The following is a 26,125-nucleotide window of genomic DNA, read 5'->3' as shown; positions in this document are numbered from 1 at the left end:
TCTTTGGAAATAACAAAAGGTATGATATGATAATGAGAGGTATACATGGACTAGTAAATTATTTATACATGCCTGCAAATCAGGCATGTGATGATAGAGGAGCGTTATAAATGCTTGGAATTTTAAATAAAATGTTTGATCCAACAAAACGTACGCTGAATAGATACGAAAAAATAGCTAACGATATTGATGCGGTTCGCGGAGACTATGAAAATCTCTCTGACGACGCGCTGAAACATAAAACGATTGAATTTAAAGAGCGCCTTGAAAAAGGGGCGACAACTGATGATCTTCTTGTTGAAGCATTCGCTGTTGTTCGGGAAGCTTCGCGCCGCGTAACCGGAATGTTTCCGTTCAAAGTCCAGCTCATGGGGGGCGTAGCGCTCCATGACGGAAATATCGCTGAAATGAAAACAGGGGAAGGGAAAACGTTAACGTCTACTCTGCCTGTTTATTTAAATGCGTTAACAGGTAAAGGCGTACACATCGTGACTGTCAACGAATACTTGGCAAGCCGTGACGCTGAGCAGATGGGGAAAATTTTCGAGTTTCTCGGTATGACTGTCGGCTTAAATTTAAACTCAATGTCAAAAGACGAAAAACGGGAAGCTTATGCCGCTGACATTACTTACTCCACAAACAACGAGCTTGGTTTCGACTATTTGCGTGACAATATGGTTCTTTATAAAGAGCAGATGGTTCAGCGCCCGCTTCATTTTGCGGTAATAGATGAAGTTGACTCTATTTTAATTGATGAAGCGAGAACACCGCTTATCATTTCTGGACAAGCTGCGAAATCCACTAAGCTGTACGTGCAGGCAAATGCTTTTGTCCGCACGTTAAAAGCAGAGAAGGATTATACGTATGATATCAAAACAAAAGGTGTACAGCTGACTGAGGAAGGAATGACGAAGGCAGAAAAAGCGTTCGGCATCGATAACCTGTTTGATGTGAAACATGTCGCGCTTAACCACCATATCAACCAGTCCTTAAAAGCGCACGCTGCGATGCAGAAGGACGTTGACTATGTAGTGGAAGACGGACAGGTTGTTATTGTGGATTCCTTCACGGGACGTCTGATGAAAGGGCGCCGCTACAGCGAGGGGCTTCACCAAGCGATTGAAGCGAAGGAAGGGCTTGAGATTCAAAACGAAAGCATGACCTTGGCGACCATTACGTTCCAAAACTACTTCCGGATGTACGAAAAACTTGCCGGTATGACTGGTACAGCTAAGACAGAGGAAGAAGAATTCCGCAACATCTACAACATGCAGGTTGTCACGATCCCTACTAACAAGCCTGTTGTCCGTGACGACCGTCCGGATTTAATTTACCGCACGATGGAAGGGAAGTTTAAGGCGGTTGCGGAGGATGTCGCACAGCGTTACATGACCGGACAGCCTGTTCTTGTCGGTACGGTTGCGGTTGAAACATCTGAATTGATTTCTAAGCTGCTTAAAAACAAAGGAATCCCGCATCAAGTGTTAAACGCCAAAAACCATGAACGTGAAGCGCAGATCATTGAAGAGGCCGGCCAAAAAGGCGCAGTTACGATTGCGACAAACATGGCGGGGCGCGGAACGGACATTAAGCTTGGCGAAGGTGTAAAAGAGCTTGGCGGTCTTGCAGTTGTCGGAACGGAACGCCATGAATCACGCCGGATTGACAATCAGCTTCGAGGACGTTCCGGACGTCAGGGAGACCCGGGGATCACCCAATTTTATCTTTCTATGGAAGATGAATTGATGCGCAGATTCGGAGCTGAGCGGACAATGGCAATGCTTGACCGCTTCGGGATGGACGACTCTACTCCAATTCAAAGCAAAATGGTATCCCGCGCGGTTGAATCGTCTCAAAAACGCGTCGAAGGCAATAACTTCGATTCACGTAAACAGCTTCTGCAATATGATGACGTTCTCCGCCAGCAGCGTGAGGTCATTTATAAGCAGCGCTTTGAAGTCATTGACTCTGAAAACTTGCGCGAAATCGTTGAAAATATGATCAAGTCTTCTCTCGAACGTGCAATTGCAGCCTATACGCCAAGAGAAGAGCTTCCTGAGGAGTGGAAGCTTGATGGTCTTGTTGAGCTTGTCAACACGACTTATCTTGATGAAGGTGCGCTTGAGAAGAGCGATATCTTTGGCAAAGAGCCGGATGAAATGCATGAACTCATTATGGATCGCATCATGACGAAATATAATGAAAAAGAAGTGAAATTCGGCGAAGAGCAAATGCGCGAATTCGAAAAAGTCATCGTCCTTCGAGCCGTTGATTCAAAATGGATGGATCATATCGATGCAATGGATCAGCTTCGCCAAGGAATTCACCTTCGAGCGTATGCACAGACGAATCCGCTTCGAGAGTATCAAATGGAAGGCTTTGCGATGTTTGAGAATATGATTGAATCGATCGAGGACGAGGTCGCAAAATTTGTGATGAAAGCTGAGATTGAAAACAATCTGGAGCGTGAAGAGGTTGTACAGGGCCAGACAACGGCTCATCAGCAGCAAGAAGGCGACGATAACAAAAAAGCAAAGAAAGCACCGGTTCGCAAAGTGGTTGATATTGGCCGAAATGCCCCATGCCACTGCGGAAGCGGGAAAAAATATAAAAATTGCTGCGGCCGGACTGAATAGTCCGCTCGGGCAAGTTTACTGACCGCGGCGCCTGTAGGCGCCCGCGGATCTTTTAATGAGGTGAATGGAATGGAATTATCAGAAATCAGAGCAGAGCTCGAAAATATGGCTTCTCGTTTAGCGGACTTTAGGGGGTCTCTTTGACCTCGAATCAAAGGAGGCCCGCATTGCTGAGCTAGATGAACAAATGGCTGATCCGGAATTCTGGAATGATCAGCAGAAAGCTCAAACGGTCATAAATGAAGCAAACGGTATAAAGGATTATGTCAATTCGTATAAAAAATTAAATGAATCACATGAAGAATTGCAAATGACTCATGATCTTTTGAAGGAAGAGCCGGACTCTGACCTCCAGCTTGAGCTTGAAAAAGAACTAAAATCATTAACAAAAGAGTTCAATGAGTTTGAGCTTCAGCTTCTTCTCAGTGAGCCGTATGATAAAAATAATGCGATTTTAGAACTGCACCCTGGTGCTGGCGGTACAGAGTCACAGGACTGGGGCTCTATGCTTCTTAGAATGTATACCAGATGGGGAGAACGCCGCGGCTTTAAAGTGGAAACGCTCGATTACCTTCCGGGTGATGAGGCGGGAATCAAGTCAGTTACATTGCTGATTAAAGGGCACAACGCCTACGGTTATCTCAAAGCAGAAAAAGGTGTCCATCGTCTCGTGCGGATTTCACCGTTTGATTCATCAGGCCGCCGCCACACGTCTTTCGTTTCATGTGAAGTCATGCCTGAATTTAACGATGAGATCGATATTGATATCCGTACGGAGGATATTAAAGTTGATACGTACCGTGCTAGCGGAGCGGGCGGACAGCACGTTAATACGACGGATTCAGCCGTTCGGATTACTCACTTGCCGACGAATGTGGTCGTGACGTGCCAAACGGAACGCTCACAAATTAAAAACCGTGAAAGAGCCATGAAAATGCTAAAGGCCAAACTGTATCAGCGCAGAATTGAAGAACAGCAGGCAGAGCTGGATGAAATTCGTGGTGAACAAAAAGAAATCGGCTGGGGCAGCCAAATCCGTTCTTACGTATTCCATCCGTATTCCATGGTAAAAGACCATCGGACCAATACAGAAATGGGGAACGTTCAAGCGGTAATGGATGGAGACATTGATACATTTATTGATGCCTACCTGCGTTCTAAACTATCATAAGCAGAAAAACACAAAAACACACCCGATGTATGGGACTGACCCCATAAGATGAGACAAATAAAAACACCTTCAAGTTTGAAAACGGATGATTGTTATCCGAAATTAGACTTGGAGGTGTTTTTTCTATGGGGACAAGAGTGAGTTATCCGGTTGAAGTGAAACAGCAGGCTGTAGAAATGAGATTGGCAGGCGTGCCTATGAAAGAGATCATGCAGGAATTGAATATTAAGAATAAGACACAGGTTCAGACATGGGTTAGATGGCATAAGGCTGGGGATATACATCGATTCGAACAGCCTGTTGGAAAGCAATACACTTACGGAAAAGGTCCAGAGTATTCTTCCGAATTAGAGAAACTGCAGGCAGAGAACCGTTATCTGAGACAACTGAATGAAGTTTTAAAAAAGTACAACGAATTGGAAAGGAAGTTGATAGCGAAACGTCAGTCGAACTTGTAGAAGTATTGCACAGCACAATGACCGTGCAGGATATCTGTATTCATTTAGGTATCTCTCGAGCGTCCTATTATTGTTGGAAGAAGAATCTGACGAAAGATTATCCCAAGCGCCATTTGGAAAAACAAATCGGCACGTTGTGCCGAGAGCACAAGTATCGATATGGATATCGAAAAATCACAGCCATACTAAAAAAGAGAATGCGTATTAACCATAAAACGGTTCAACGTATTATGCAGAAAAATCAATGGCAGTGCCAAGTTAAGGTGAAAAAGCGCAAGAAGAATGGGCAGCCATATGCCGTAGTCGATAATATATTGGATCGGAACTTTAAATCTGATCGCCCTCTTGAAAAACTAGTAACGGACATCACATATTTGCCTTATGGACAGAAACAATTGTACCTTTCCAGTATATTAGATTTATACAATGGAGAAGTGATTGCTTTTACGATTGGCGATAAGCAGGACACAGACTTTGTCTTAGACACACTTGATCAGCTGCCAACACTGCCTGAGAACTGCGTGTTACATAGTGACCAAGGTTCTGTGTATACATCTTACGAGTATCAAAAAGCTGTTAACACAAAAGGCATTACCATGAGCATGTCCCGCAAAGGGACGCCCGCTGATAATGCCTCCATCGAATCGTTTCATTCCTCACTAAAGTCTGAAACGTTCTATCTTAACAGCATTGATCGAACTACGACCGCCATCGTAGAACGCACTGTCATAGAATACATTCATTATTATAACAATATTCGTATTCAAACGAAACTAAACAACCAATCACCGATAAACTATCGGCAATTGGCTGTTTAAAAGGTGTTTTGATCCCTGTCTCAAAAACGGGGGTCAGTCCCGTATACAGGTGTGTTTTTTTAATTTCTTCATATCCTTGATTTCACTGCTGCTTTAGCATATTACCACTGTATTTGGGTGTTATTTACATCTAATCAGGGAAGGATTAAAATGCTATCGGAGAGCATTGGAAGAAACGGAGGATATATGATGGATGTACGGAATCAAACACTTCGGGTTTTGCGGGATTATGTATACATATTAATAGGAGCAGCGATTACAGGTGTGTCCTTTAATGTATTTTTGCTTCCGAACAAGATTGCTGCCGGCGGTGTCAGCGGAATCAGCACGATTTTGCAGTCATATGGTTTTGAAGCAGCGTATGTACAGTGGATTATTAATATTCCTTTATTTATTGCCGGTGTCATTTTGCTCGGCGGAAAATTTGGGCTTAAGACGCTTGCGGGTTCTGTTTTTTTGCCGCTTGTTGTCTTTTTGACAAGAGATATTCAGCCCGCCACCCATCATGAGCTTCTGGCGGCGATTTTTGGCGGCGTAGGCATCGGTGTCGGAATTGGCATTGTGTACTTAGGGAAAGGCTCGACGGGAGGAACGGCCTTGGCTGCACAGATCATTCATAAGTACTCCGGTTTGTCATTAGGGACGTGTCTCGCCCTCATTGACGGATTGATTGTCGTTACGGCGATGATCGTATTTAATATTGAGCAAGGCTTATATGCCATGCTTGGCGTCTATGTGTCCAGCAAAACGATTGATGTCGTTCAAGTCGGCTTCAATCGTTCAAAAATGGCGCTCATTATTACAAAGCAGGAGCAGGCTGTCAAGGAAGCCGTTTTACAGAAAATTGACAGAGGCGTGACGAAAATTTCCGCGGTAGGCGGATATACTGACGATGACCGCCCGATTTTAATGTGTGTGGTTGGGCAAACTGAATTCACCAAATTGAAACAAATCGTCAAACAGATTGATGAGTCAGCTTTTGTGATTGTGGCGGATGCGAGTGAGGTGCTGGGCGAGGGTTTCAAACGCGCTTAAACGAGGTTATAATATGGAAGAGATCGTAAAGGAGTTGTGCTTCTCAACATGAAATCAAAGTTATCGATACTAATGCTTGTATTTGCGCTTTCTGTTCTATTGGCTGCCTGCGGTTCAAACGATGCAAAAGAAGAGAAGACAGACACCGGCAGCAAGACTGAAGCCTCAGCATCTGAAGGGGAAGAATTATATCAGCAAAGCTGCGTAGGCTGCCACGGAAAGGATTTAGAAGGTATGTCAGGGCCTAACCTCCAAGAGGTCGGAGGCAAATACGACGAAGACAAAATTGAAAGTATTATTAAAAACGGCCGCGGCAATATGCCGAAGGGGCTTGTCGATGATAAGGAAGCCGCTGTTATTGCCAAATGGCTGTCAGAAAAAAAGTAAGATGAAAAATCTTTGCCGCAGTGCAGGCAAGGATTTTTTTATGCCATGACAATATGAATGAAAAGAAACTGTAATAGTATTATGTCTAAATTTGACGTATAATGAAGTGTGTTGAAAAATGAAACTTTCAGATTTTTCATCTTTTTACAAATGAAAGGGTCATAAATTGTCGAATGCATTCGAAGAGTATGACCGTGTGATAGATAAAATGACATAAAAGATTAGGTGATTTCATGATAGAGATGAAGGAAGTATACAAAGCCTATCCGAACGGCGTTAAAGCGCTCAATGGGATTTCTGTTACCATTCATCCCGGCGAGTTTGTTTATGTTGTCGGTCCGAGCGGAGCGGGTAAATCTACTTTTATTAAAATGATATACAGAGAAGAAAAACCGACAAAAGGACAAATTTTAATCAATCATAAAGATCTCGCTACAATTAAAGAAAAAGAGATTCCTTTTGTGCGCCGTAAAATAGGTGTTGTCTTCCAGGATTTTAAGCTTCTGCCTAAACTAACTGTTTTTGAAAATGTGGCATTTGCCCTTGAAGTGATTGGAGAACAGCCGTCTGTCATTAAAAAACGGGTGCTTGAAGTGCTTGATCTCGTGCAGCTGAAGCATAAAGCAAGACAATTTCCTGACACGCTTTCAGGCGGGGAACAGCAGCGTGTATCTATTGCCAGATCAATTGTGAACAACCCTGATGTTGTCATTGCTGATGAGCCTACAGGAAACCTTGATCCGGATACGTCCTGGGAAGTCATGAAGACGCTGGAGGAAATCAATAACCGCGGGACAACAGTCGTGATGGCGACACATAACAAAGAAATCGTAAACACCATTAAGAAACGTGTCATTGCAATCGAAGATGGTATCATTGTGCGTGATGAGTCAAGAGGGGAGTATGGTTCATATGATTAAAATTCTCGGGCGCCACTTGCGTGAGAGTTTTAAATCTCTCGGGAGAAACACATGGATGACGTTTGCATCCATTAGTGCTGTAACCGTTACGCTGATTTTAGTCGGCGTGTTTTTAGTGATTATGCTGAATTTGAATAACATGGCTTCGAATGCTGAAAAACAAGTCGAAATCAAAGTGTTGATTGATCTGACTGCAGATCAGAAGGCACAGGATAAGCTGCAGAGCGATATTAAGGATTTGAAGGGCATTCAAAGTGTCACTTTTTCATCTAAAGAAAAAGAGCTTGACCAGCTGGTTGACAGCTTTGGCGACAGTGGACAATCCCTGACAATGAAGGATCAGGAAAACCCGCTTAATGACGCGTTTGTCGTAAAAACGACAGATCCGCATGATACGCCGAACGTGGCGAAAAAGATTGAAAAAATGGATCATGTCTATAAAGTTACTTACGGAAAAGAAGAGGTCAGCCGTTTGTTTAAAGTGGTCGGCGTTTCCCGCAACATCGGAATCGCGTTAATTATCGGCCTGGTATTTACGGCGATGTTCTTAATTTCCAACACCATTAAAATTACAATTTTCGCAAGAAGAAAAGAAATTGAAATCATGAAGCTTGTCGGCGCGACGAACTGGTTTATCCGCTGGCCGTTTTTCCTTGAAGGATTGCTGCTTGGCGTATTCGGTTCAGTGATTCCGATCGCACTGGTGCTGAGCACTTACCAATATGTCATCGGATGGGTCGTTCCGAAGGTTCAAGGTTCATTTGTCTCTCTTCTTCCTTATAATCCATTTGTATTCCAAATTTCGTTAGTGCTTGTTGCAATTGGCGCCGTAATTGGCGTATGGGGAAGCCTGACTTCCATCCGCAAGTTTCTGCGAGTATAAAGAGAAAAGCTGTCCCGCTACCGGGGCGGCTTTTCTTTTGCCTTCTTTTTCTTCTATGATTACATGAAATCTCCATCCTTTACATATACTATCTCTAGGTTTTGATAAAGACAGTCTGGCATACAGGAGGAGTAAAGGATGAAGCAAAAATTAATGGCTGTGATCGCAGCGGGGAGCATGTTGTTCGGAGGCGCCGGTGTATATGCGGGAATAAACCTGCTTGAGATGGATAAGTCCCAGACTGAAGCAGTTCCCGCGACGGCACAAGCTGACTCTGAACGGGATAAGGCTATGGACAAAATCGAAAAAGCGTATGAGTTAATTTCGAATGAGTACGTAGAAAAAGTTGATAGAGAAAAGCTGCTCGAGGGAGCCATCCAGGGAATGCTGTCAACACTAAATGATCCTTATTCTGTCTACATGGACAAGCAGACGGCTAAGCAATTTTCTGATTCTCTTGATTCCTCATTTGAAGGCATCGGGGCTGAGGTTGGAATGGAAGACGGCAAAATTATTATTGTTTCCCCATTTAAGAAATCGCCAGCGGAAAAAGCCGGGCTCAAGCCTAATGATGAAATCATCAGCATCAATGGAGAATCGATGGCCGGCAAGGATTTAAACCACGCTGTGTTAAAAATAAGAGGAAAGAAAGGGTCCAGCGTTTCAATGAAGATTCAGCGGCCTGGGACGAAGAAGCAGCTGTCATTCCGGATCAAAAGAGATGAGATTCCGCTCGAAACGGTTTTTGCTTCAGAGAAAAAAGTGCAGGGGCATTCTGTCGGATATATCGCCATCTCTACTTTTTCTGAGCATACCGCGGAGGATTTTGCAAAAGAGCTGAAGGATCTTGAGAAAAAAGGAATAGAAGGCCTCGTTATTGATGTACGCGGCAACCCGGGCGGATATCTTCAAAGTGTGGAAGAAATTCTGAAGCACTTCGTCACAAAGGATCAGCCGTATATTCAAATTGCTGAACGCAATGGAGATAAAAAACGTTATTTTTCAACATTGGCCCATAAAAAATCATATCCTGTCAATGTGATCACGGATAAAGGGAGTGCCTCCGCATCAGAAATTCTTGCTGGCGCATTAAAAGAAGCAGGGCATTATGATGTTGTAGGTGATACGTCTTTTGGTAAGGGAACGGTTCAACAGGCTGTTCCGATGGGAGACGGCAGCAACATCAAATTGACGCTTTACAAGTGGCTGACGCCAAATGGGAATTGGATTCATAAGAAAGGAATTGAGCCGACCATTGCAATTAAGCAGCCTGATTATTTTTCCGCCGGGCCCTTGCAGCTGAAAGAGCCGCTTAAAGTGGATATGAACAATGAAGACGTCAAGCATGCACAGGTATTATTAAAAGGCCTGAGCTTTGATCCGGGACGTGACGATGGCTATTTCAGCAAAGACATGAAAAAAGCGGTTATGGCCTTTCAGGATCAAAATAAGCTGGATAAAACGGGTGTAATCGACACTCGCACTGCAGAGGCATTAAATCAGCTGGTAGAAAAGAAAAAATCCGACGAAAAAAATGACTTGCAGCTTCAAACAGCGCTTAAATCATTATTTGTCAATTAAAGGAGATGGTGTCCCATCTCCTATTTCTTTATACTTAACGATAAAATGAACCATAAGTCACATAAAAATTGAGTTTTTGACAAGAAATTAAAAAAATTTTCACAAATAAACATTTATAAAGGACTGTGATTACCCGATATCAATATATGAGAGAGACTTTCTAACGAGATAATATGCATTTAAAATGAAACTTTTGCAAGTTGCCTAGTCTTTGTTTACTTCATACAATATAAGAAGGTTCTAAAAAGAACAGTAATCAGGTTTATGGCAGCTGAACGACAGGTATTAAAGAGTAACGTTAGCGAGAATGCTTGTTAGCACTCCAGTACTGCTGCTTATACTGGCCCGTGCTTATCTGTATAAAGAAAATGGGGGTTCACAATTGAAGAGGGCAAGTATTGTGCGTGAAAAAAAATATTATGAATTAGTTGAACAATTAAAAGACAGAACACAAGATGTAACATTTTCGGCTACAAAAGCACTAAGTCTTCTTATGCTATTCAGCAGGTATTTGGTCAATTACACCAATGTCGAATCAGTAAATGACATCAATGAAGAATGTGCCAAACATTATTTTAATTACTTAATGAAAAACCATAAGCGACTAGGAATCAATCTGACAGATATAAAAAGGTCGATGCATCTGATCAGCGGGTTATTGGATGTGGATGTAAACCATTATTTAAAGGATTTTTCACTATCGAATGTCACGCTGTGGATGACGCAAGAGAGATAAACCCTCCTGAGGATATCCAAGCCACTTAATATTTGATAGAATATGAGTAACATGTTTGGCTTGAGGCGGTGAAAGATAGTGTCTGTTCAATGGGGAATTGAACTGTTAAAAAGTGCGGGCCTGTTCTTCTTACACCCGCTTTTCTGGTTTTTTATCATCATAAGCCTGGCTTTCGGCTATGTTAGAATCAAACGGGAACGTAAAACCTTTCATACAAGAATAGCAGATATTTATGATGATCTGAAATTTACTTATACAAAGGGACTGATCCCTGGTCTCCTTTTGTCAGTTGTTTTAGGCGTACTCGGAATCTCGATTCCTCTCGGTTTACTTGCGATTATTGCCGTTATCACTGCAGTGGCAGCGCTCACTCTTCGCGCAAACTGGATGTCTGCTGCATATATCGTCAGTGTGAGTATGCTGATAGGTTTTGGACTGCAAATGTATCAGGCGGAGCCTTTTCTAGAGAGATTTCCGCAAGGATTTGCAGTCGTTTGGCCGGCTATGGGTGTGTTTTTAGGCTTGCTGATTATCATTGAAGGAGCGGTTGCTTATCGTTCTGCACATGTGAGAACATCACCGGCACTTGTCGTAAGCAGCCGCGGTTTGCCGATTGGACAGCAGCTGGCAAACCGGATATGGCTTTTGCCGCTGTTCCTTCTCGTACCCGGTAACGGATTAGAATCGCACCTCAGTTGGTGGCCTGTGTTTACTGTTCCCGGTGGGTCATTCCATTTTCTATGGATTCCTTACTTTGTCGGATTCGGGCAAAGGGTGCAGGGGTCGCTGCCTGAAACGAGCATAAGGATCACAGCGAAACGCGTTTGTATTCTCGGCCTTGCCGTCACAGTTCTCGGTGCAGCGAGCTTACTGTGGACGCCGCTTGCGGGTGCAGCCGTCTGTGTGGCTGTTTTAGGACGTATTTTTCTGTCCATTAAGCAAAGGGTGAATGATAACGCGGCTCCGTTTTATTTCTCGAAACGTGATCAGGGCTTAATGGTGCTTGGGATTATACCAAACACACCTGCTGAGGATCTGGAATTGAAAATCGGGGAAATCATTACGAAAGTTAATGGCATACCGGTTAAGAATGTTTCTGATTTTTATGAAGCGCTCCAGCATAACCGTGCATATGTGAAGCTTGAAATTATCGGTTTGAATGGAGAAATTCGTTTTGATCAGCGAGCTTCTTATGAGGGAGAACATCATGAATTGGGTATCCTTTTCGTAAAGGATGACCGTGAAGACGAAGCAGCCGCTTTGTCCGGATCATAAAAGACAGCCCGGCACCGCGAGAAGATGTGGTGCCGGGCTGTTTTGTGTTATGCTGAGTTTTTTTCCATCCGTGCCGTTTCATCAGATTTGATGCCTAATGAAACAAAAACGCCAATAATGGATACAGCAAAGAGAATCATAAATAAGGTGTGATATCCCGAAATCAGGCCGATTAAGGCTGATGAAATGATGCTTCCGAAATAACGGAAGGTCGAGAAAATACCAGACGCCACTCCTGACATGCCGGGGTCTACTGTGGCAAGGGAAGACACCTGCATGCTGGTCAGGCCGACTCCGGACGCGAGCCCGCCCAGGATAAGAGAGAGCATAAGGAACAAGACGGAATGTGAGCTGCTTAACAGCAAAAATAATAGATTCGCTCCAGCCATCATGGCAAATGAAAGAAAAATGATTTTTTTTGCTCCCCATTTGTGATGGAGCTGGGCGCCGACCCAGTTGCTGGCCGACATGAATATCGAAAATACAGAGAGCGCCATGCCGCTGTTAGACGTATTAAGCCCAAATTGGCTCGTCATGAATAACGGCATGATCAATAAGACGGCATACATCATCAGATTGCTTAATAAGACTGATAGATTGGCATTTGTAAATGTTGAGCTTTTAAACAGAGTAAAATCAATGATTGGGTGCTGTGTGCGTTTTTCTCTTCTGAAAAAAAGCGGGACAAAAAGAAGTATCGATACACTGTATACCGCATAGCCCCATGAAGCCTCGTTTTTCGTCAGCAGGATAATCGAAACGATGCTGCCTGCAAGCAAGACAGAGCCGATAATATCCAGTGGCGCGTCAGATTTATTTTCTTTATATTGAGGGAACATGGTTAATGCCGTAAATAAAGCAATGGCGAGAAATGGGATGTTGACCCAAAAAATCGAATGCCAGCTGAAGCTGTCAATCAGTATAGAGCCAATAAATGGCCCGAGTGCTGCCCCAAGTCCTGCGCCAAGTCCAAAAAATCCAAACACCTTCGGAAGGCGTTTTTCAGAAACAACGTGACGGATAATGGCAATGCTGTTTGGCGTAAGCAGTGCGCCGCCGACAGCCTGCAATGCCCGAAAGACAATCAACAGCAGCAGGCTCGGTGAGAGTGCGCAGCCTAAGGACGCGATTAGAAAAAGGCCGACGCCCCATAAGTACATGGTTTTATTACCGTACATGTCACCAAGTTTTCCGGCAATCGGCTGTGTGACTGCCATCACGATTAAATAAACGGTAACCACCCAAGTGATGCTGGCGATGGACTCGTTATACGTATGGGATATAGATGAGAGCGCGACCGCGATCATCGTGGAGTTAATGGGAACCAGGATGGCCCCTAATAATAGCGAGACGATCAGCGCCCATTCTTTTCTTGAACTCATTGGGATCCTCCTTTTTGTTATGCCAAGGAGTTCATCACGAAATTCCTTTGACAAATAGAGCTGTGCTATGCTCCAGCATTTTTTCCTGGGGCATTGAAATCACCCGGTCTCCTAAATGGAGACGGTGAATAAAATAACCGAAAATAATCGACATAAACACGTCGGCATGCTCCGCTTCATTTCCTGTCTGAATAACCCCTTTTTCACCCATTGTTTTGAGATAATCAACCAATAGCTGTTTCATAGATTGGGGATATTCTGTTACGTGGTTGATGACATCTTGAAACATGGCCGGTTCACGAAAGCTGATTTTAATGATATCTTTTCTATGTTCCAGCTCCTCTAAGAGACAGGTTCCGATATGAAGCAGGTCTTTGTACAAATCGCCTTCAGTTTGTTCCAGAATGCTGCTTCTGTTTGGAGAATGCTGAGAAAGCAAAGCCTCGACTAGTCCCTGTTTGTTTTTAAAATTCCTGAAAATCGTCGCTTCACTTACATTTGCTTTTTCTGCAATTTCTTTTGTAGTCGTTGCGCGATATCCTTTTTTGACAAGCAGCTGCATGGCAGCGTCAAGGATTCTCTTGTTTGTCGGTCTCAATACGTTTCACCTCACGAATATACTGGCAGGACAAGTATACACCTGCCCCGCTTGTATAAGAAAGAGGGAGGACGCATCAGGCCCGGCTGACAACTGTGATTTTGCCGTTGCTTCCATCAACAGTGATGATGTCACCGTCCCGAAGTCTTTCCGTTGCTGTACGTGTGCCGAGAACGGCGGGAATGCCGTATTCGCGAGCAATGATTGCAGCGTGAGACAAAATGCCGCCTGTATCTGTAATAATTGCTTTTGCGTCTTGGAACAGGCTGGTCCATAGCGGTGTGGTCATTTTGCAAACGAGGACATCCCCAGGCTCGAATTGAGAAAATTCACTGGCGTCCCGAATGATTTTGACCGGACCTGTTGCAATGCCGCTTGATGCAGCAATGCCAAAAATATGATTCTCCGTGTTTTTTTCATCCTCTATCACAGCGCCGACAATTTCTTCTGCAGCTTTGAGCTGTTCTTTTGTCGGAGTGCCGAGATAGGCAGGGGCTTGAGCAAGTTCATACTCGTGAAAGGTCTGTCTGCGTTTTTCAGCCTTTTCTTGCAGGGATACAGGGTGAAGAAGCGCGTTTTCCACTTCATCATCATATAAGAACCAAAGGTCTTCACGATTTTGAATGACACCGTTTTCCGCCAGCAATTCACCTACCTTAAGCAAAAAGACTCTCGCCTTGGCATCCAGCATGGCGTCAATATAAAAGTGATGATCATCCTTTATATTTGCAGAGTTCAACGTCCACTGATAATAACGGTCAAATTCTTTCCGCAAATCGGGATCATTTATGTTTTCCAAGAATTCATTGTATAATTTCTCTCGTTTTTCTTTCGTTTTCTGAAATTCATTGTCAAAATGATAGCCATTGCGGACATAATTTTGAATATTGGCAAGGGCATAATACGGATTTTCTGCCCAGGTCTCTTGAATCAGATCATGGCTCTTTACAGATCGCCATCCGTATTCCTGTAAAAATTCAAGGAGGTTCTTCAGGAAGTGTCTGCCCTCATCTGTTTGTTCCATTTTTTCCTGCAGCTGTTCCGGCTTGGTGTTTTCAAAAATGGACAGCAGATTCGGGTTTTCCTGAACTTCAACAGAAAATAGCCACAGGCGGCGGTCTGTTTCCAGTGATTTGTTCATTTTGCCTGTCAGCATCTCGTAAAAATGAGCGTTTTGGGATTCTCCTTGAATATGTTGGTACATCGCTTGCAATTTGTTTGTTAGAAGAACTTGCGGAAAAACGATATTGAAGTGCTCCTCATAAGCCGTGAGATAAAAAGCCTTTAATTTTTGAAAAGCATCTAGTGCACTTTCTGCAGTATGCTCAGTTTGTGTGAGCTGGTCAAGCGTTATATAAAATGGGAGGTATGTGTGATTGATGATGTCATACATACGCTCCGATAATATTGGAAAAAGCTCTTTGCCGCAGTCTTTAGAAGGTGGCTGTTGTCCGCCTTGGTTTTTGGAATAAATGTGCCCGCGATAAAGTTTTACTTCGTCAACAACAACACCAATCGGAAACTTTTGCATGCTCTTCTTTAAGCCATACTCCAATGCCGGTACGATCAAGGATGAAAATAACGGGCTCACCGGACCTTCAATATTTGACTCCATGTTGAGCCAGAAATCATTCATATCAGCGTCTGTAATCATGAAGCTGCGTTCTTCTTCTGCTTCCTTTTTGTCCTGATCAATGGTTGTAATCGGGCGGGCCTGCAGAAGGTATACTTGATGATCAGCGATTCCGAATTCTATATCGACTGGATATCCGTACAGGTCTTCGGTTTTTTTCGTGATTTCAGTCAGTTCAATTACTTGTTCATCTGCAAGGCAAAAACGGCTGCGCATATCTTCGCTCGTTTCTTTTTCTGTGATTCCTTCTGCTGCAGACTCCATATAGATTTCCTTTGCACCTATTTCTTTCTGAATTTCAAACGAAGATTTATTGACTATAAATGTGTCTGGGGTGACACTTCCCGAAACGACAGCTTCCCCCAAACCATAGCTGGCGCTGATTAATAGCTCTCTATCATCATGGGTAACAGGATTACGGCTGAAAATAACACCTGATACCTCTGAATCGATCAGGCCCTGAACGACAACTCCCATTAATGGCTCTGCGATTTGGTTATTCATTTTTTTCTTATAGCTGCTGACTCGGCCAGAGAAAAATGAGGCCCAGCATTCTTTCACTTTAGTGAGAAACTCTTCCTCTGTTTTAATATTTAAGTAGGTTTCATATTGACCCGCGAATGAAGCGCCTTCTAAATCTTCTGAGGCAGATGAAGAACGCACGGCAACGGATTGGTATGATTCTCTCAGCTTGTAGAAGGAACTTGTCAGCTCATGTTTCAGTTCTTCAGAAAACGTTCCGGCGATGATCCCGCTTTCGATGTTTTCGCTAGTTTCATGAAGCTGGTTATCCTCCATAAAACGGGCGAGCGCATTCGTCTGAATAATAAACCCGTCCGGAACAGGAAGACCGTGTTTGGTCAATTTAATCAAGTTCATGCCTTTTGCTCCAGCAAGCTGGCTGGACTCTTCTGCTTGGCGAAATATTACAGAATACATATTTGAAACCCCTCTTTCCTTCATTTTGTTTTTCTCTCTAGTCTTTTTATGACGGAGCCTGTGTTTAAAAAATGATAGTAGACACTATCATTCAATTGTAGGTTTTCAGGAAAATGCTGTCAAACGCAGAAAGCCCTAAATAAAATGAATAGTTAAGTTAGTTAGATTATCATGAAAAATGGGGCCAGGCTGGTGCTGTATGCCTATTTTTCTTATATTCTCGGAATCTGGCGGCGGGCATGCTTTAATAAAAAAAGTGCCGCTGATTGGAACAGCGGCACTCATGTAAATTCATATATGTTCTTACTTTATGGAATAAGTGAAATCATAGTTGCTTATTGTGCTGTAGTCGCCATCATGGGATTTCAGCCTCATATACACACGTTCTCCGGACTTCTTAATCGAGAGTAAGTTCCTCCTTGGCCATGATCTTCAGTTTGGATAACAATTGTCCAAAGGAACCATTCTTCATCGGCAGCCGTCTGGAGCTTCCATCTATAATGATTATCGGGAAGAACTTCGAGGGCTGAACTTTTATCATCAGCTAGATTTGTGATTGCAAAAGCGGGTTGTGATGCTATAAGGAGACCGGGGAGTACAGCTGCTGTTGAAACATATGTAACGAACTTGAACTTCATATTTGTCCACTCCCTGTCCATTTTTTTGTTGAACTGGCCAGATCTACAACCATACTATATAACTCTGCTTGTTTATCTTGTGAATCATTCCATTCTATTATTTATCATTGTTTGATCTATTGATGTTTCTATTGACCGGGACCAAAGCGCAAATATAGTGATTGATTTTGGCTGAAAAAGGGTATGGTGTAGAAAGAGGGAACGATTGCACGATTGTCCGATTCTTCATTTTTTACTATAATCAGATCAGATGAAGAATCCCTGAGGAGGGTTTTTGTTGATTACAAAAGCCGTTTTTGCATTGTTTTTCCCTTTTATGCTCGTTGTTCTTTTTACAAGAGTCACCTTTAATCATTATGTGGCGATCGCTCTAACAGCTGCATTGCTGTTTGCCTCTTATTTAAAAGGCTATACAGAAACGTATTTTATTGTAGGATTGGATGTTGTGTCTCTTGTGGCTGGCGGGCTGTATATGGCCAAAAAAGCTGCTGAGAAAAAAGAAGAATAAATCGGACATAATGAATATAAAGACTGAATTCCTGCTTTTACGTTTTAAAAGCAGGTTTTTTATACACGAAAACAGCTGGAAATAAAAAACCACCGAACTTTAGTTCGTATTTTTAGTGATTTTGCATTCCATTGTGTTACTATATCTATAGGAAGATTTCGTTAAAGAAACGGAGGCTTATTTTGTGAAAGATCGCTTTGAGTTAGTCTCGAAATATCAGCCCCAGGGAGATCAGCCGAAAGCCATTGAAAAACTTGTAAAAGGAATTCAGGAGGGCAAGAAGCATCAGACTCTGCTGGGGGCGACAGGAACGGGCAAAACATTTACGGTGTCCAATTTGATTAAAGAAGTCAATAAGCCGACGCTTGTCATTGCCCATAACAAAACCCTCGCCGGACAGCTTTACAGTGAGTTCAAGGAATTTTTTCCGAACAACGCTGTCGAGTATTTTGTCAGCTACTATGATTATTATCAGCCGGAGGCGTATGTGCCTCAAACGGATACGTTTATAGAGAAAGACGCAAGTATTAATGATGAAATAGATAAATTAAGACACTCCGCAACATCGTCTCTGTTTGAGCGGAGAGATGTCATTATTATTGCGAGTGTGTCTTGTATATATGGTCTCGGTTCGCCTGAAGAATACCGGGAAATGGTCGTGTCACTGCGGTCTGAAATGGAAATTGAGCGCAACGAGCTGCTCAGAAAGCTTGTAGACATCCAATATGCCCGCAACGATATCGACTTTCAGCGCGGTACATTTCGTGTGCGCGGAGATGTAGTGGAAATCTTCCCGGCATCCCGTGATGAACACTGTATCAGAGTCGAGTTTTTCGGAGATGAAATCGAGCGGATCCGAGAAGTGGATGCCTTGACAGGAGAAATTCTCGGCGACCGTGATCATGTCGCGATTTTCCCGGCATCCCACTTCGTAACGCGGGCCGAGAAAATGGAGAAAGCGATTCAAAATATCGAGAAAGAGCTTGAGGAGCAGCTGAAGGTCATGCATGAAAACGGCAAGCTGCTTGAAGCGCAGCGTTTAGAGCAGCGGACAAGATATGATCTTGAAATGATGCGGGAAATGGGTTTCTGCTCCGGCATTGAAAACTATTCAAGACATTTGACGCTTCGGCCTCCGGGTTCAACACCGTATACGCTTCTTGATTATTTTCCTGACGATTTTATGATCGTGGTGGATGAGTCGCATGTGACAATTCCTCAGGTGCGCGGCATGTTTAACGGAGACCAGGCGCGGAAACAGGTACTCGTGGATCACGGTTTTCGGCTTCCGTCAGCGCTTGATAACCGTCCGCTCCGTTTTGAAGAGTTTGAAAAGCATATGCACAATATCGTGTATGTATCAGCAACGCCAGGGCCGTATGAGATTGAGCACACGGATGAAATGGTCGAGCAGATCATCCGTCCGACAGGGCTTCTTGACCCGCTGATTGATGTGCGTCCGATTGAAGGCCAGATTGATGATTTGATCGGTGAAATTCAAGCAAGGATTGAGCGGAATGAACGGGTGCTCGTGACAACCCTGACGAAAAAAATGTCAGAAGACCTGACCGATTATTTAAAGGAAATCGGCATTAAAGTAAACTATCTGCATTCAGAGATTAAGACGCTTGAACGGATTGAAATTATCCGTGATCTGCGTCTCGGCAAGCATGATGTGCTTATCGGCATCAACCTGCTGAGGGAAGGGCTCGACATTCCTGAAGTATCTCTCGTTGCGATTTTGGATGCGGATAAGGAAGGCTTCCTTCGTTCTGAGCGTTCGCTGATCCAGACCATCGGACGGGCAGCAAGAAACTCAGAAGGCCGCGTCATTATGTACGCAGATAAAATGACGAAGTCTATGGAAATTGCGATTAATGAAACAAAACGCCGCCGCGAGCAGCAGGAGCGGTTTAACGAAGAGCACGGCATTACGCCAAAAACGATAAATAAAGAGATTCGCGATGTCATTCGTGCCACAGTAGCAGCTGAGGATAAAGCGGAATACAAAACAAAAGCCGCGCCGAAGCTGTCGAAAATGACGAAGAAAGAACGCCAGAAAGTCGTTGAACAGATGGAGCACGAAATGAAGGAAGCAGCCAAGGCGCTTGATTTTGAAAGAGCCGCGGAGCTTCGCGATTTACTTTTAGAGCTAAAAGCGGAAGGATGATGAACAAATGGCTATGGATCGGATAGAGGTGAAGGGAGCCCGGGCGCATAACCTGAAAAATATCGATGTAACGATTCCAAGAGATCAGCTTGTCGTTGTTACTGGTTTGTCCGGATCAGGGAAATCCTCCCTTGCCTTTGATACCATATATGCAGAAGGGCAGAGACGGTATGTCGAGTCATTGTCTGCCTATGCCCGCCAGTTTTTAGGACAGATGGATAAGCCGGATGTCGATGCGATTGAGGGGCTGTCTCCCGCCATCAGCATCGACCAGAAAACCACGAGCCGCAATCCGAGGTCTACTGTCGGTACGGTAACTGAAATTTATGATTATCTGCGTCTTTTGTATGCGAGAGTAGGGAAGCCTCATTGTCCGGAGCACGGAATTGAGATTACATCGCAGACCATCGAGCAAATGGTCGACAGAATTCTGGAATACCCGGAACGGACGAAGCTTCAGGTGCTGGCCCCGATCGTATCGGGCCGTAAAGGCGCCCATGTCAAAGTCCTTGACCAGATCAGAAAACAAGGTTATGTCAGAGTCAGAATTGACGGCGAAATGGCTGAGCTTTCTGATGATATTGAATTAGAAAAGAATAAAAAGCATTCGATTGAGGTTGTCATTGACCGGATTGTGGTGAAAGAAGGTGTGGCGGCCCGTCTGTCAGATTCATTGGAAACGGCGCTTCGTTTAGGTGAAGGGCGGGTCATGATTGATGTCATCGGTGAGGAAGAGCTGATGTTTAGTGAGCATCATGCCTGCCCGCACTGTGGTTTTTCAATCGGTGAGCTTGAGCCGCGGCTGTTTTCGTTCAATAGCCCGTTCGGAGCGTGTCCGACATGTGACGGTCTCGGAATGAAGCTTGAAGTGGATGCGGATCTCGTCATCCCCAATCAAGATTTGTCATTAAAGGAGAATGCGGTCGCCCCTTGGACACCGATCAGTTCACAGTATTATCCGCAGCTTCTTGAGGCGGTCTGCACCCATTATGGGATTGATATGGACGTGCCAGTAAAAGATCTGCCGCAGCATCAGCTGGATAAAGTGCTGTACGGCAGCGGAGACGACCTGATTTATTTCCGTTACGAAAATGATTTTGGGCAAATCCGTGAAGGCGAAATTCAATTTGAAGGCGTATTGCGCAATATTGAAAGACGGTATAAGGAGACAGGCTCTGATTTCATCCGTGAGCAAATGGAGCAGTATATGTCTCAGAAGTCTTGTCCGACATGCAAAGGCTATCGGTTAAAGAAAGAGGCGCTTGCCGTACTGATTGACGGCCGCCACATCGGAAAAATTACCGAGCAGTCTGTAGCCGACGCACTTGCTTTCTTCAAAGGTCTTACCCTTTCTGAGAAGGATATGCAGATTGCCAATTTGATCTTGCGTGAAATTGTGGAGCGTTTAAGCTTTCTGGACAAAGTCGGCCTTGATTACCTGACATTGAGCAGGGCAGCGGGAACATTGTCCGGGGGAGAGGCGCAGCGCATCAGGCTGGCAACGCAAATCGGCTCGCGCTTATCCGGTGTGCTTTATATTTTAGATGAACCGTCTATCGGCCTGCATCAGCGTGATAACGACCGCTTGATCAGCGCTCTGAAAAATATGAGAGACCTTGGGAACACGCTGATTGTTGTCGAACACGATGAGGACACGATGATGGCAGCCGATTATTTAATAGATATTGGACCTGGTGCCGGCATTCACGGCGGTCAGGTGATGGCTGCGGGTACGCCGGAAGAAGTGATGGAAGATCCAAATTCATTAACGGGCAGCTATTTATCAGGGAAAAAGTTCATCCCATTGCCTCCTGAAAGAAGAAAGCCGGACGGCCGTTACATTGAAATTAAAGGCGCTGCAGAAAACAACCTGAAAAAAGTGAATGCCAAGTTCCCGCTTGGAACGTTCACAGCGGTTACAGGGGTTTCCGGCTCAGGAAAGAGTACTCTCGTCAATGAAATTTTGCATAAGGCGCTGGCGCAAAAGCTTCATAAAGCGAAGGCGAAGCCCGGCAGCCATAAAGAGATTAAAGGTTTGGATCATTTAGACAAAGTCATTGATATTGATCAGGCGCCAATTGGAAGAACGCCGAGATCCAACCCTGCGACATACACCGGTGTGTTTGATGACATTCGAGATGTATTCGCGCAGACAAATGAAGCGAAGGTCCGCGGTTATAAAAAAGGCCGCTTCAGCTTTAACGTGAAGGGCGGGCGCTGTGAAGCCTGCCGCGGAGACGGGATTATTAAAATTGAAATGCACTTCCTTCCTGACGTGTATGTTCCGTGCGAGGTGTGCCACGGCAAACGCTATAACCGTGAAACGCTTGAAGTGACGTACAAAGGAAAAAGCATCTCTGATGTGCTTGATATGACGGTTGAAGATGCTCTTTCTTTCTTTGAAAATATCCCGAAAATCAAGCGTAAGCTCCAAACTCTTTTTGATGTTGGCTTAGGTTATATTACGCTCGGTCAGCCAGCGACAACCTTGTCGGGCGGAGAAGCGCAGCGTGTGAAGCTTGCATCAGAGCTGCACAAACGCTCAACTGGGCGTACGCTCTACATTTTAGACGAGCCGACGACAGGTTTGCACGTCGACGACATCGCCAGACTCCTTGTCGTGCTTCAGCGTTTGGTTGACAATGGAGATACAGTACTCGTCATTGAGCACAATCTTGATATCATTAAGACGGCGGATTACATTGTCGATCTGGGGCCAGAAGGCGGAGCCGGAGGCGGAACCATTGTCGCGTCAGGAACGCCTGAGGAAATCACTGAAGTGGAAGAATCGTATACAGGCCGTTATTTGAAGCCTGTTATGGAGCGTGACAAAAAACGCATGACATCGCTCTTGGAAGCGAAAGAAACGGCAACATCTTAAAATCCTCTTTTCAGAGGGAATTCAGCTTGTCAGCAAGTCCATCCTCGGGCTTAGCAGGCAAGCTTTTTCTTTAGGGTTTTTGTGTGATAGTTTAGAATAGTCTTTTTAAAATGGGGAAAATTTCTTTGGGAAAATGCCTAAACATTTACAAAGTGCTACCGATAAATGAATTGAAAGGCGGATGATGTTTTCCATATTAAGCAAAAAAGTCCTATTAAGGGATTTGAATCTATCCTTAATCAATAACCGGATCTACATAAGTTAGAAGCTTTACTGGGATCTCATACGCCAGAAATCAAAGAAAAGGAAGTCTTTGATTTCAAAAACAAATACACATGGAGGTATTTTACACATGAGAATTAACCACAATATCGCAGCACTTAACACACTGAACCGTTTATCTTCAAACAACGGTGCAGCACAAAAGAACATGGAGAAACTTTCTTCAGGCCTTCGTATCAACCGAGCGGGAGATGACGCAGCAGGTCTTGCGATCTCTGAAAAAATGAGAGGACAAATCAGAGGTTTAGAAATGGCTTCTAAAAACTCTCAAGACGGAATCTCTCTTATCCAAACAGCTGAGGGTGCATTGACTGAAACTCATGCGATCCTTCAACGTATGCGTGAACTTACAGTTCAAGCAGGAAACACAGGTACACAGCAAGCAGAAGATCTTGGTGCAATTAAAGATGAAATGGATGCACTTATTGAAGAAATTGACGGCATTTCAAATCGTACTGAGTTCAACGGCAAAAAGTTATTAGATGGAACTGAAACTGATGGTTTCACTTTCCAAATTGGTGCAAATGCTGGCCAACAGCTTACAGTTAACATTGATAGCATGTCAGCAAATGCTTTAGGAGTAGACACACTTAATGTAAAAGATTTTGCTACTACTCCTTTTGATACTCAACTTGAAAGTATTGATACTGCAATCAACAATGTGTCAAAACAACGTGCTAAACTCGGTGCGGTACAAAACCGTCTAGAGCACACTATCAACAACTTAGGCGCATCTAGTGAAAACTTGACAGCTGCTGAGTCTCGTATCCGTGACGTTGACATGGCTAAAGAAATGAGCGAGTTCACAAAGAACAACATTCTTTCTCAAGCTTCTCAAGCTATGCTTGCTCAAGCGAACCAACAGCCGCAAAACGTACTTCAATTATTACGTTAATTTCTGAACGGCTATCTATTTCTGATAGTTACAGCTTGCCGACAGGTCCATTAGTTGGATATGCCGGCAGGCTTTTTTTGTTACAATCATTGTGTGACAGCCAGGGAGTCACTTGTTTCTTTAAAACAAAAAAGGCAAGATATTGTCATCTAACCTTTAGCTTGATTTCAGTTATAATGAATGCAACTTTTTCCGCAATTACAAAGTCTTCTTATACAGCTGCTTACTTACACTCATTAAATCTTGAACGATATGCGTGTTGCTGCTGTCAAGCAGTACTTTTATGTATTGAATATCGTGAGAGATCGGAAGAGGTCCGTGGATCTGTTCAAGCTCAGCGATCATTTCACGATTCATTCTTTTTTGTTCACGAATCAGCTTTAACACCGATTCCTGTGTTACTGTATAGTCACTGGGGTCTTTCTCCATTGCTTGTCCAGCCTCCTTGATTGCCGTAAGCTTTTTACATATTGTAATCGGTACAGCCGGAAGATTCTACTTCTAAAACTTTTTAAAATCCAATTTCCGTAAATCGGAGCATGTCTAAAGAATGAATTTGAAACCTGCTGACGTTTTAAACGTATATATAAGTAAAACGTCCCTGATCTTTTGTCATGGGTAAAATTCACAATAGGAGTGTGGAATGAATTGAACCGTAATCAAGCTATTATTGCATCACTTTGCTATTTCAGTGTGTTCATTGCGCCAATCATTGTGCCGATTGTCGCTTATTTTGTTGTAGATGAGAAAGAAACAAAACGCCATGCGATACGTTCTCTTATTTCTCACATTGTTCCTTTTGCCGGCTGGCTGGTCCTTTTTATCGCTTTTCTGGGCGGAGCCATTGCCATTGATGGAGACAGCCTGCTGCCTGTATTTGTGATCATTGGGGGAGCAGTTATTTATTTCTTAGTTGTTATTGGCATTATGATTTGGAATGTGATTCAGGGCATTAAGGTGCTGCGTGCAGCATAAGTAGACAATGGGGAGGAGATCGTCATGAAGCAAGAAAAGGAACGAATCCTTAAGCTTGTTGAGGAAGGAAAGCTTACAGCACAAGAGGCTTTGACACTGATTGAAAAACTTGACAGCGACTACAAGGAAAAAGAAGAAAAAATCACAGCGCTCTCAGTTCATGTACATGACGAGGAAGAGCCGTTTACAGCAGAAAAAAAAGAAAGCAGCAAGCCGTCTTTAGGAGCCAAGCTGTTTGATTGGATTGATTCCGCTGTGAAAAAGGTCAAGGAAGTTGACCTTGATTTGAACTTTGGCCATGCGTATGATGTTCAGCACATTTTTCAATTTAAAGATACTGACTTCTCCAGTGTTGAGCTTCAAATTGCCAACGGCAGCGTGAATATCGTCCCTTGGGAAGACGAGGATATCAGAGCGGAATGCCAGGCGAAGGTATATCGCGCTGACAGTCAGGATGCGGCGAGACATGCATTTCTTCAGCATATTGAATGTGAAATCAAAGGAAATAAGTTTTTTATCCGTACTGAGAAGAAAACAATGAAAACCAATGTGACTTTATATATTCCTCAGAAGGAGTATGATAAGATTCGGGTGAAGCTGTTTAATGGTCCGGTCAGAGGGGAACATTTACATGTAAAAGAGTTCTCGGCGAAAACGACAAACGGCGTGCTGTCGTTCTCGCATTTAACAGCCGAAAAAGCCACAGCCGAAACGGCCAACGGGCAAATTAAGCTTGCCAGCCACAGCTGTGGCACGATAGAAGCGGAAACCATTAACGGATTGATCGATCTCCGTGGGAGAAGCGAATCCATTGACGTTCAAAGCTTTAACGGAAATATTGCGATTCACGTAACAGACTCTGACTGCCGCTCCATTTATACCAAAACAACAACTGGAAATGTGGAGCTTTCGATTCCGGACGATCTTGCAGTGAAGGCAGAGCTAAAAAGCAATCTTGGTTCGTTGTCCCATGAATTAATGGATGTTGAGATGCTGAAAGAAAAAAATGATACCATTCAAAAAGAAATGTTGTTCACTTCAAATCAGGCACATGATCAAAACATCACCGTCTTCTCAGAATCATTAACAGGCACCATCAAACTAAAGTACTCACAGAGGTGATCAAATGAATAGGCTTTATCGTTCAGAAAAAAACAAGAAAATGGCCGGTGTCATCGGAGGTCTCGCGGAATATTTCAATTGGGATGCATCACTCCTCAGAGTCATAACTGTCATCCTAGCTATTATGACAAGTGTTTTCCCTGTTTTGCTCATTTATATCATTTGGATTTTTATCGTCCCGTCAGAAAGGGATATGAAATGA

General features: G+C 43.7%; 21 protein-coding genes. 17 read left to right on the top strand and 4 right to left on the bottom strand.

Going from position 1 to position 26,125, the window contains the following annotated elements:
- Nucleotides 1–110: 110 nt before the first annotated feature.
- The 10 genes from secA to minJ all read left to right on the top strand — a co-directional run bounded on the left by secA (nt 111) and on the right by minJ (nt 11,900).
- Entirely contained in the window at nt 111–2,636 is a 2,526-nt protein-coding gene (secA, locus tag GYO_RS39995; RefSeq protein WP_014115334.1) for a preprotein translocase subunit SecA, read from the top strand.
- 69 nt (nt 2,637–2,705) lie between these two features.
- A protein-coding gene (gene prfB / locus GYO_RS39990) for a peptide chain release factor 2 (protein ID WP_114151180.1) occupies nt 2,706–3,807 on the top strand; the annotation gives its coding sequence in 2 pieces (ribosomal slippage) (nt 2,706–2,777 and nt 2,779–3,807; 1,101 coding nt in all).
- 125 nt (nt 3,808–3,932) lie between these two features.
- Nucleotides 3,933–5,083, top strand: a protein-coding gene (locus GYO_RS39980) for an IS3 family transposase (RefSeq protein WP_087941767.1) whose coding sequence is annotated in 2 segments (ribosomal slippage) — nt 3,933–4,206 and nt 4,206–5,083 — 1,152 coding nt in all. Because the reading frame shifts where the segments join, the coding sequence is not laid out codon by codon here.
- Nucleotides 5,084–5,272: 189 nt separating this feature from the next.
- Entirely contained in the window at nt 5,273–6,118 is an 846-nt protein-coding gene (locus GYO_RS39975; protein ID WP_014115330.1) for a YitT family protein, read from the top strand.
- Nucleotides 6,119–6,166: 48 nt separating this feature from the next.
- Entirely contained in the window at nt 6,167–6,505 is a 339-nt protein-coding gene (cccB, locus tag GYO_RS39970) for a cytochrome c551 (protein WP_014115329.1), read from the top strand.
- Nucleotides 6,506–6,738: 233 nt separating this feature from the next.
- Nucleotides 6,739–7,425: a cell division ATP-binding protein FtsE gene (gene ftsE / locus GYO_RS39965; protein WP_003219741.1), complete on the top strand. Its 687-nt coding sequence runs from the start codon at nt 6,739–6,741 to the stop codon at nt 7,423–7,425.
- Complete coding sequence (gene ftsX, locus GYO_RS39960) at nt 7,418–8,308, top strand: permease-like cell division protein FtsX (RefSeq protein WP_041521198.1); 891 nt, start codon at nt 7,418–7,420, stop codon at nt 8,306–8,308. Before ftsE ends, ftsX begins: the two co-directional genes overlap by 8 nt.
- 138 nt (nt 8,309–8,446) lie before the next feature.
- Entirely contained in the window at nt 8,447–9,889 is a 1,443-nt protein-coding gene (gene ctpB, locus GYO_RS39955; protein ID WP_014115327.1) for a carboxy-terminal processing protease CtpB, read from the top strand.
- Between the two features lie 382 nt (nt 9,890–10,271).
- Nucleotides 10,272–10,625 carry a swarming motility protein SwrAA gene (swrA, locus tag GYO_RS39950; RefSeq protein WP_015251121.1) on the top strand — a complete coding sequence of 118 codons (354 nt, stop codon included), beginning with the start codon at nt 10,272–10,274 and terminating at the stop codon, nt 10,623–10,625.
- 78 nt (nt 10,626–10,703) lie between these two features.
- Entirely contained in the window at nt 10,704–11,900 is a 1,197-nt protein-coding gene (minJ, locus tag GYO_RS39945) for a cell division topological determinant MinJ (protein ID WP_014115326.1), read from the top strand.
- A gap of 47 nt (nt 11,901–11,947) precedes the next feature.
- Here minJ and GYO_RS39940 read toward each other — a convergent pair whose 3' ends face one another.
- The 3 genes from GYO_RS39940 to GYO_RS39930 form a co-directional block, all read right to left on the bottom strand.
- Nucleotides 11,948–13,282, bottom strand: coding sequence for an MFS transporter (locus GYO_RS39940; RefSeq protein WP_014115325.1), 1,335 nt, complete (start codon nt 13,280–13,282; stop codon nt 11,948–11,950).
- 34 nt (nt 13,283–13,316) lie between these two features.
- The gene (locus GYO_RS39935) at nt 13,317–13,880 is read right to left on the bottom strand and encodes a TetR/AcrR family transcriptional regulator (RefSeq protein ID WP_014115324.1); all 564 of its coding nucleotides are present in this window, start codon (nt 13,878–13,880) and stop codon (nt 13,317–13,319) included.
- Between the two features lie 76 nt (nt 13,881–13,956).
- Complete coding sequence (locus GYO_RS39930) at nt 13,957–16,452, bottom strand: PEP/pyruvate-binding domain-containing protein (protein ID WP_014115323.1); 2,496 nt, start codon at nt 16,450–16,452, stop codon at nt 13,957–13,959.
- A gap of 915 nt (nt 16,453–17,367) precedes the next feature.
- Between GYO_RS39930 and GYO_RS39920 the strand changes: the two genes are divergently transcribed.
- From GYO_RS39920 to hag, 4 genes are all read left to right on the top strand, one after another.
- On the top strand, nt 17,368–17,598 hold the full coding sequence (locus tag GYO_RS39920; RefSeq protein ID WP_003228053.1) for a CsbA family protein: 231 nt from the start codon (nt 17,368–17,370) through the stop codon (nt 17,596–17,598).
- Nucleotides 17,599–17,782: 184 nt separating this feature from the next.
- Complete coding sequence (gene uvrB / locus GYO_RS39915) at nt 17,783–19,768, top strand: excinuclease ABC subunit UvrB (RefSeq protein WP_014115321.1); 1,986 nt, start codon at nt 17,783–17,785, stop codon at nt 19,766–19,768.
- A gap of 7 nt (nt 19,769–19,775) precedes the next feature.
- Nucleotides 19,776–22,649: an excinuclease ABC subunit UvrA gene (gene uvrA / locus GYO_RS39910; RefSeq protein ID WP_014115320.1), complete on the top strand. Its 2,874-nt coding sequence runs from the start codon at nt 19,776–19,778 to the stop codon at nt 22,647–22,649.
- A gap of 352 nt (nt 22,650–23,001) precedes the next feature.
- Nucleotides 23,002–23,826, top strand: a complete 825-nt coding sequence (gene hag / locus GYO_RS39905; RefSeq protein WP_014115319.1) for a flagellin Hag — start codon at nt 23,002–23,004, stop codon at nt 23,824–23,826.
- A gap of 198 nt (nt 23,827–24,024) precedes the next feature.
- Here the strand turns inward: hag and GYO_RS39900 are convergent, their stop codons facing one another.
- Nucleotides 24,025–24,255 carry a hypothetical protein gene (locus tag GYO_RS39900; RefSeq protein ID WP_003219764.1) on the bottom strand — a complete coding sequence of 77 codons (231 nt, stop codon included), beginning with the start codon at nt 24,253–24,255 and terminating at the stop codon, nt 24,025–24,027.
- A 219-nt stretch (nt 24,256–24,474) separates the two neighbouring features.
- Between GYO_RS39900 and yvlA the strand changes: the two genes are divergently transcribed.
- The 3 genes from yvlA to GYO_RS39885 are packed head-to-tail and all read left to right on the top strand — an operon-like array spanning nt 24,475 to nt 26,125.
- A complete protein-coding gene (gene yvlA, locus GYO_RS39895) occupies nt 24,475–24,801 on the top strand; it encodes a protein YvlA (RefSeq protein WP_003219765.1) in 327 nt (108 codons plus the stop codon).
- Between the two features lie 24 nt (nt 24,802–24,825).
- On the top strand, nt 24,826–25,923 hold the full coding sequence (locus GYO_RS39890) for a DUF4097 family beta strand repeat-containing protein (RefSeq protein WP_014115318.1): 1,098 nt from the start codon (nt 24,826–24,828) through the stop codon (nt 25,921–25,923).
- Between the two features lie 4 nt (nt 25,924–25,927).
- On the top strand, nt 25,928–26,125 hold the full coding sequence (locus tag GYO_RS39885) for a PspC domain-containing protein (RefSeq protein ID WP_014115317.1): 198 nt from the start codon (nt 25,928–25,930) through the stop codon (nt 26,123–26,125).

This window comes from Bacillus spizizenii TU-B-10, from assembly GCF_000227465.1.
Classification (GTDB): Bacteria; Bacillota; Bacilli; order Bacillales; family Bacillaceae; genus Bacillus; species Bacillus spizizenii.
Note: the sequence above shows the minus strand (reverse complement) of the source record. Positions and strands in the feature narration are given on the sequence as shown.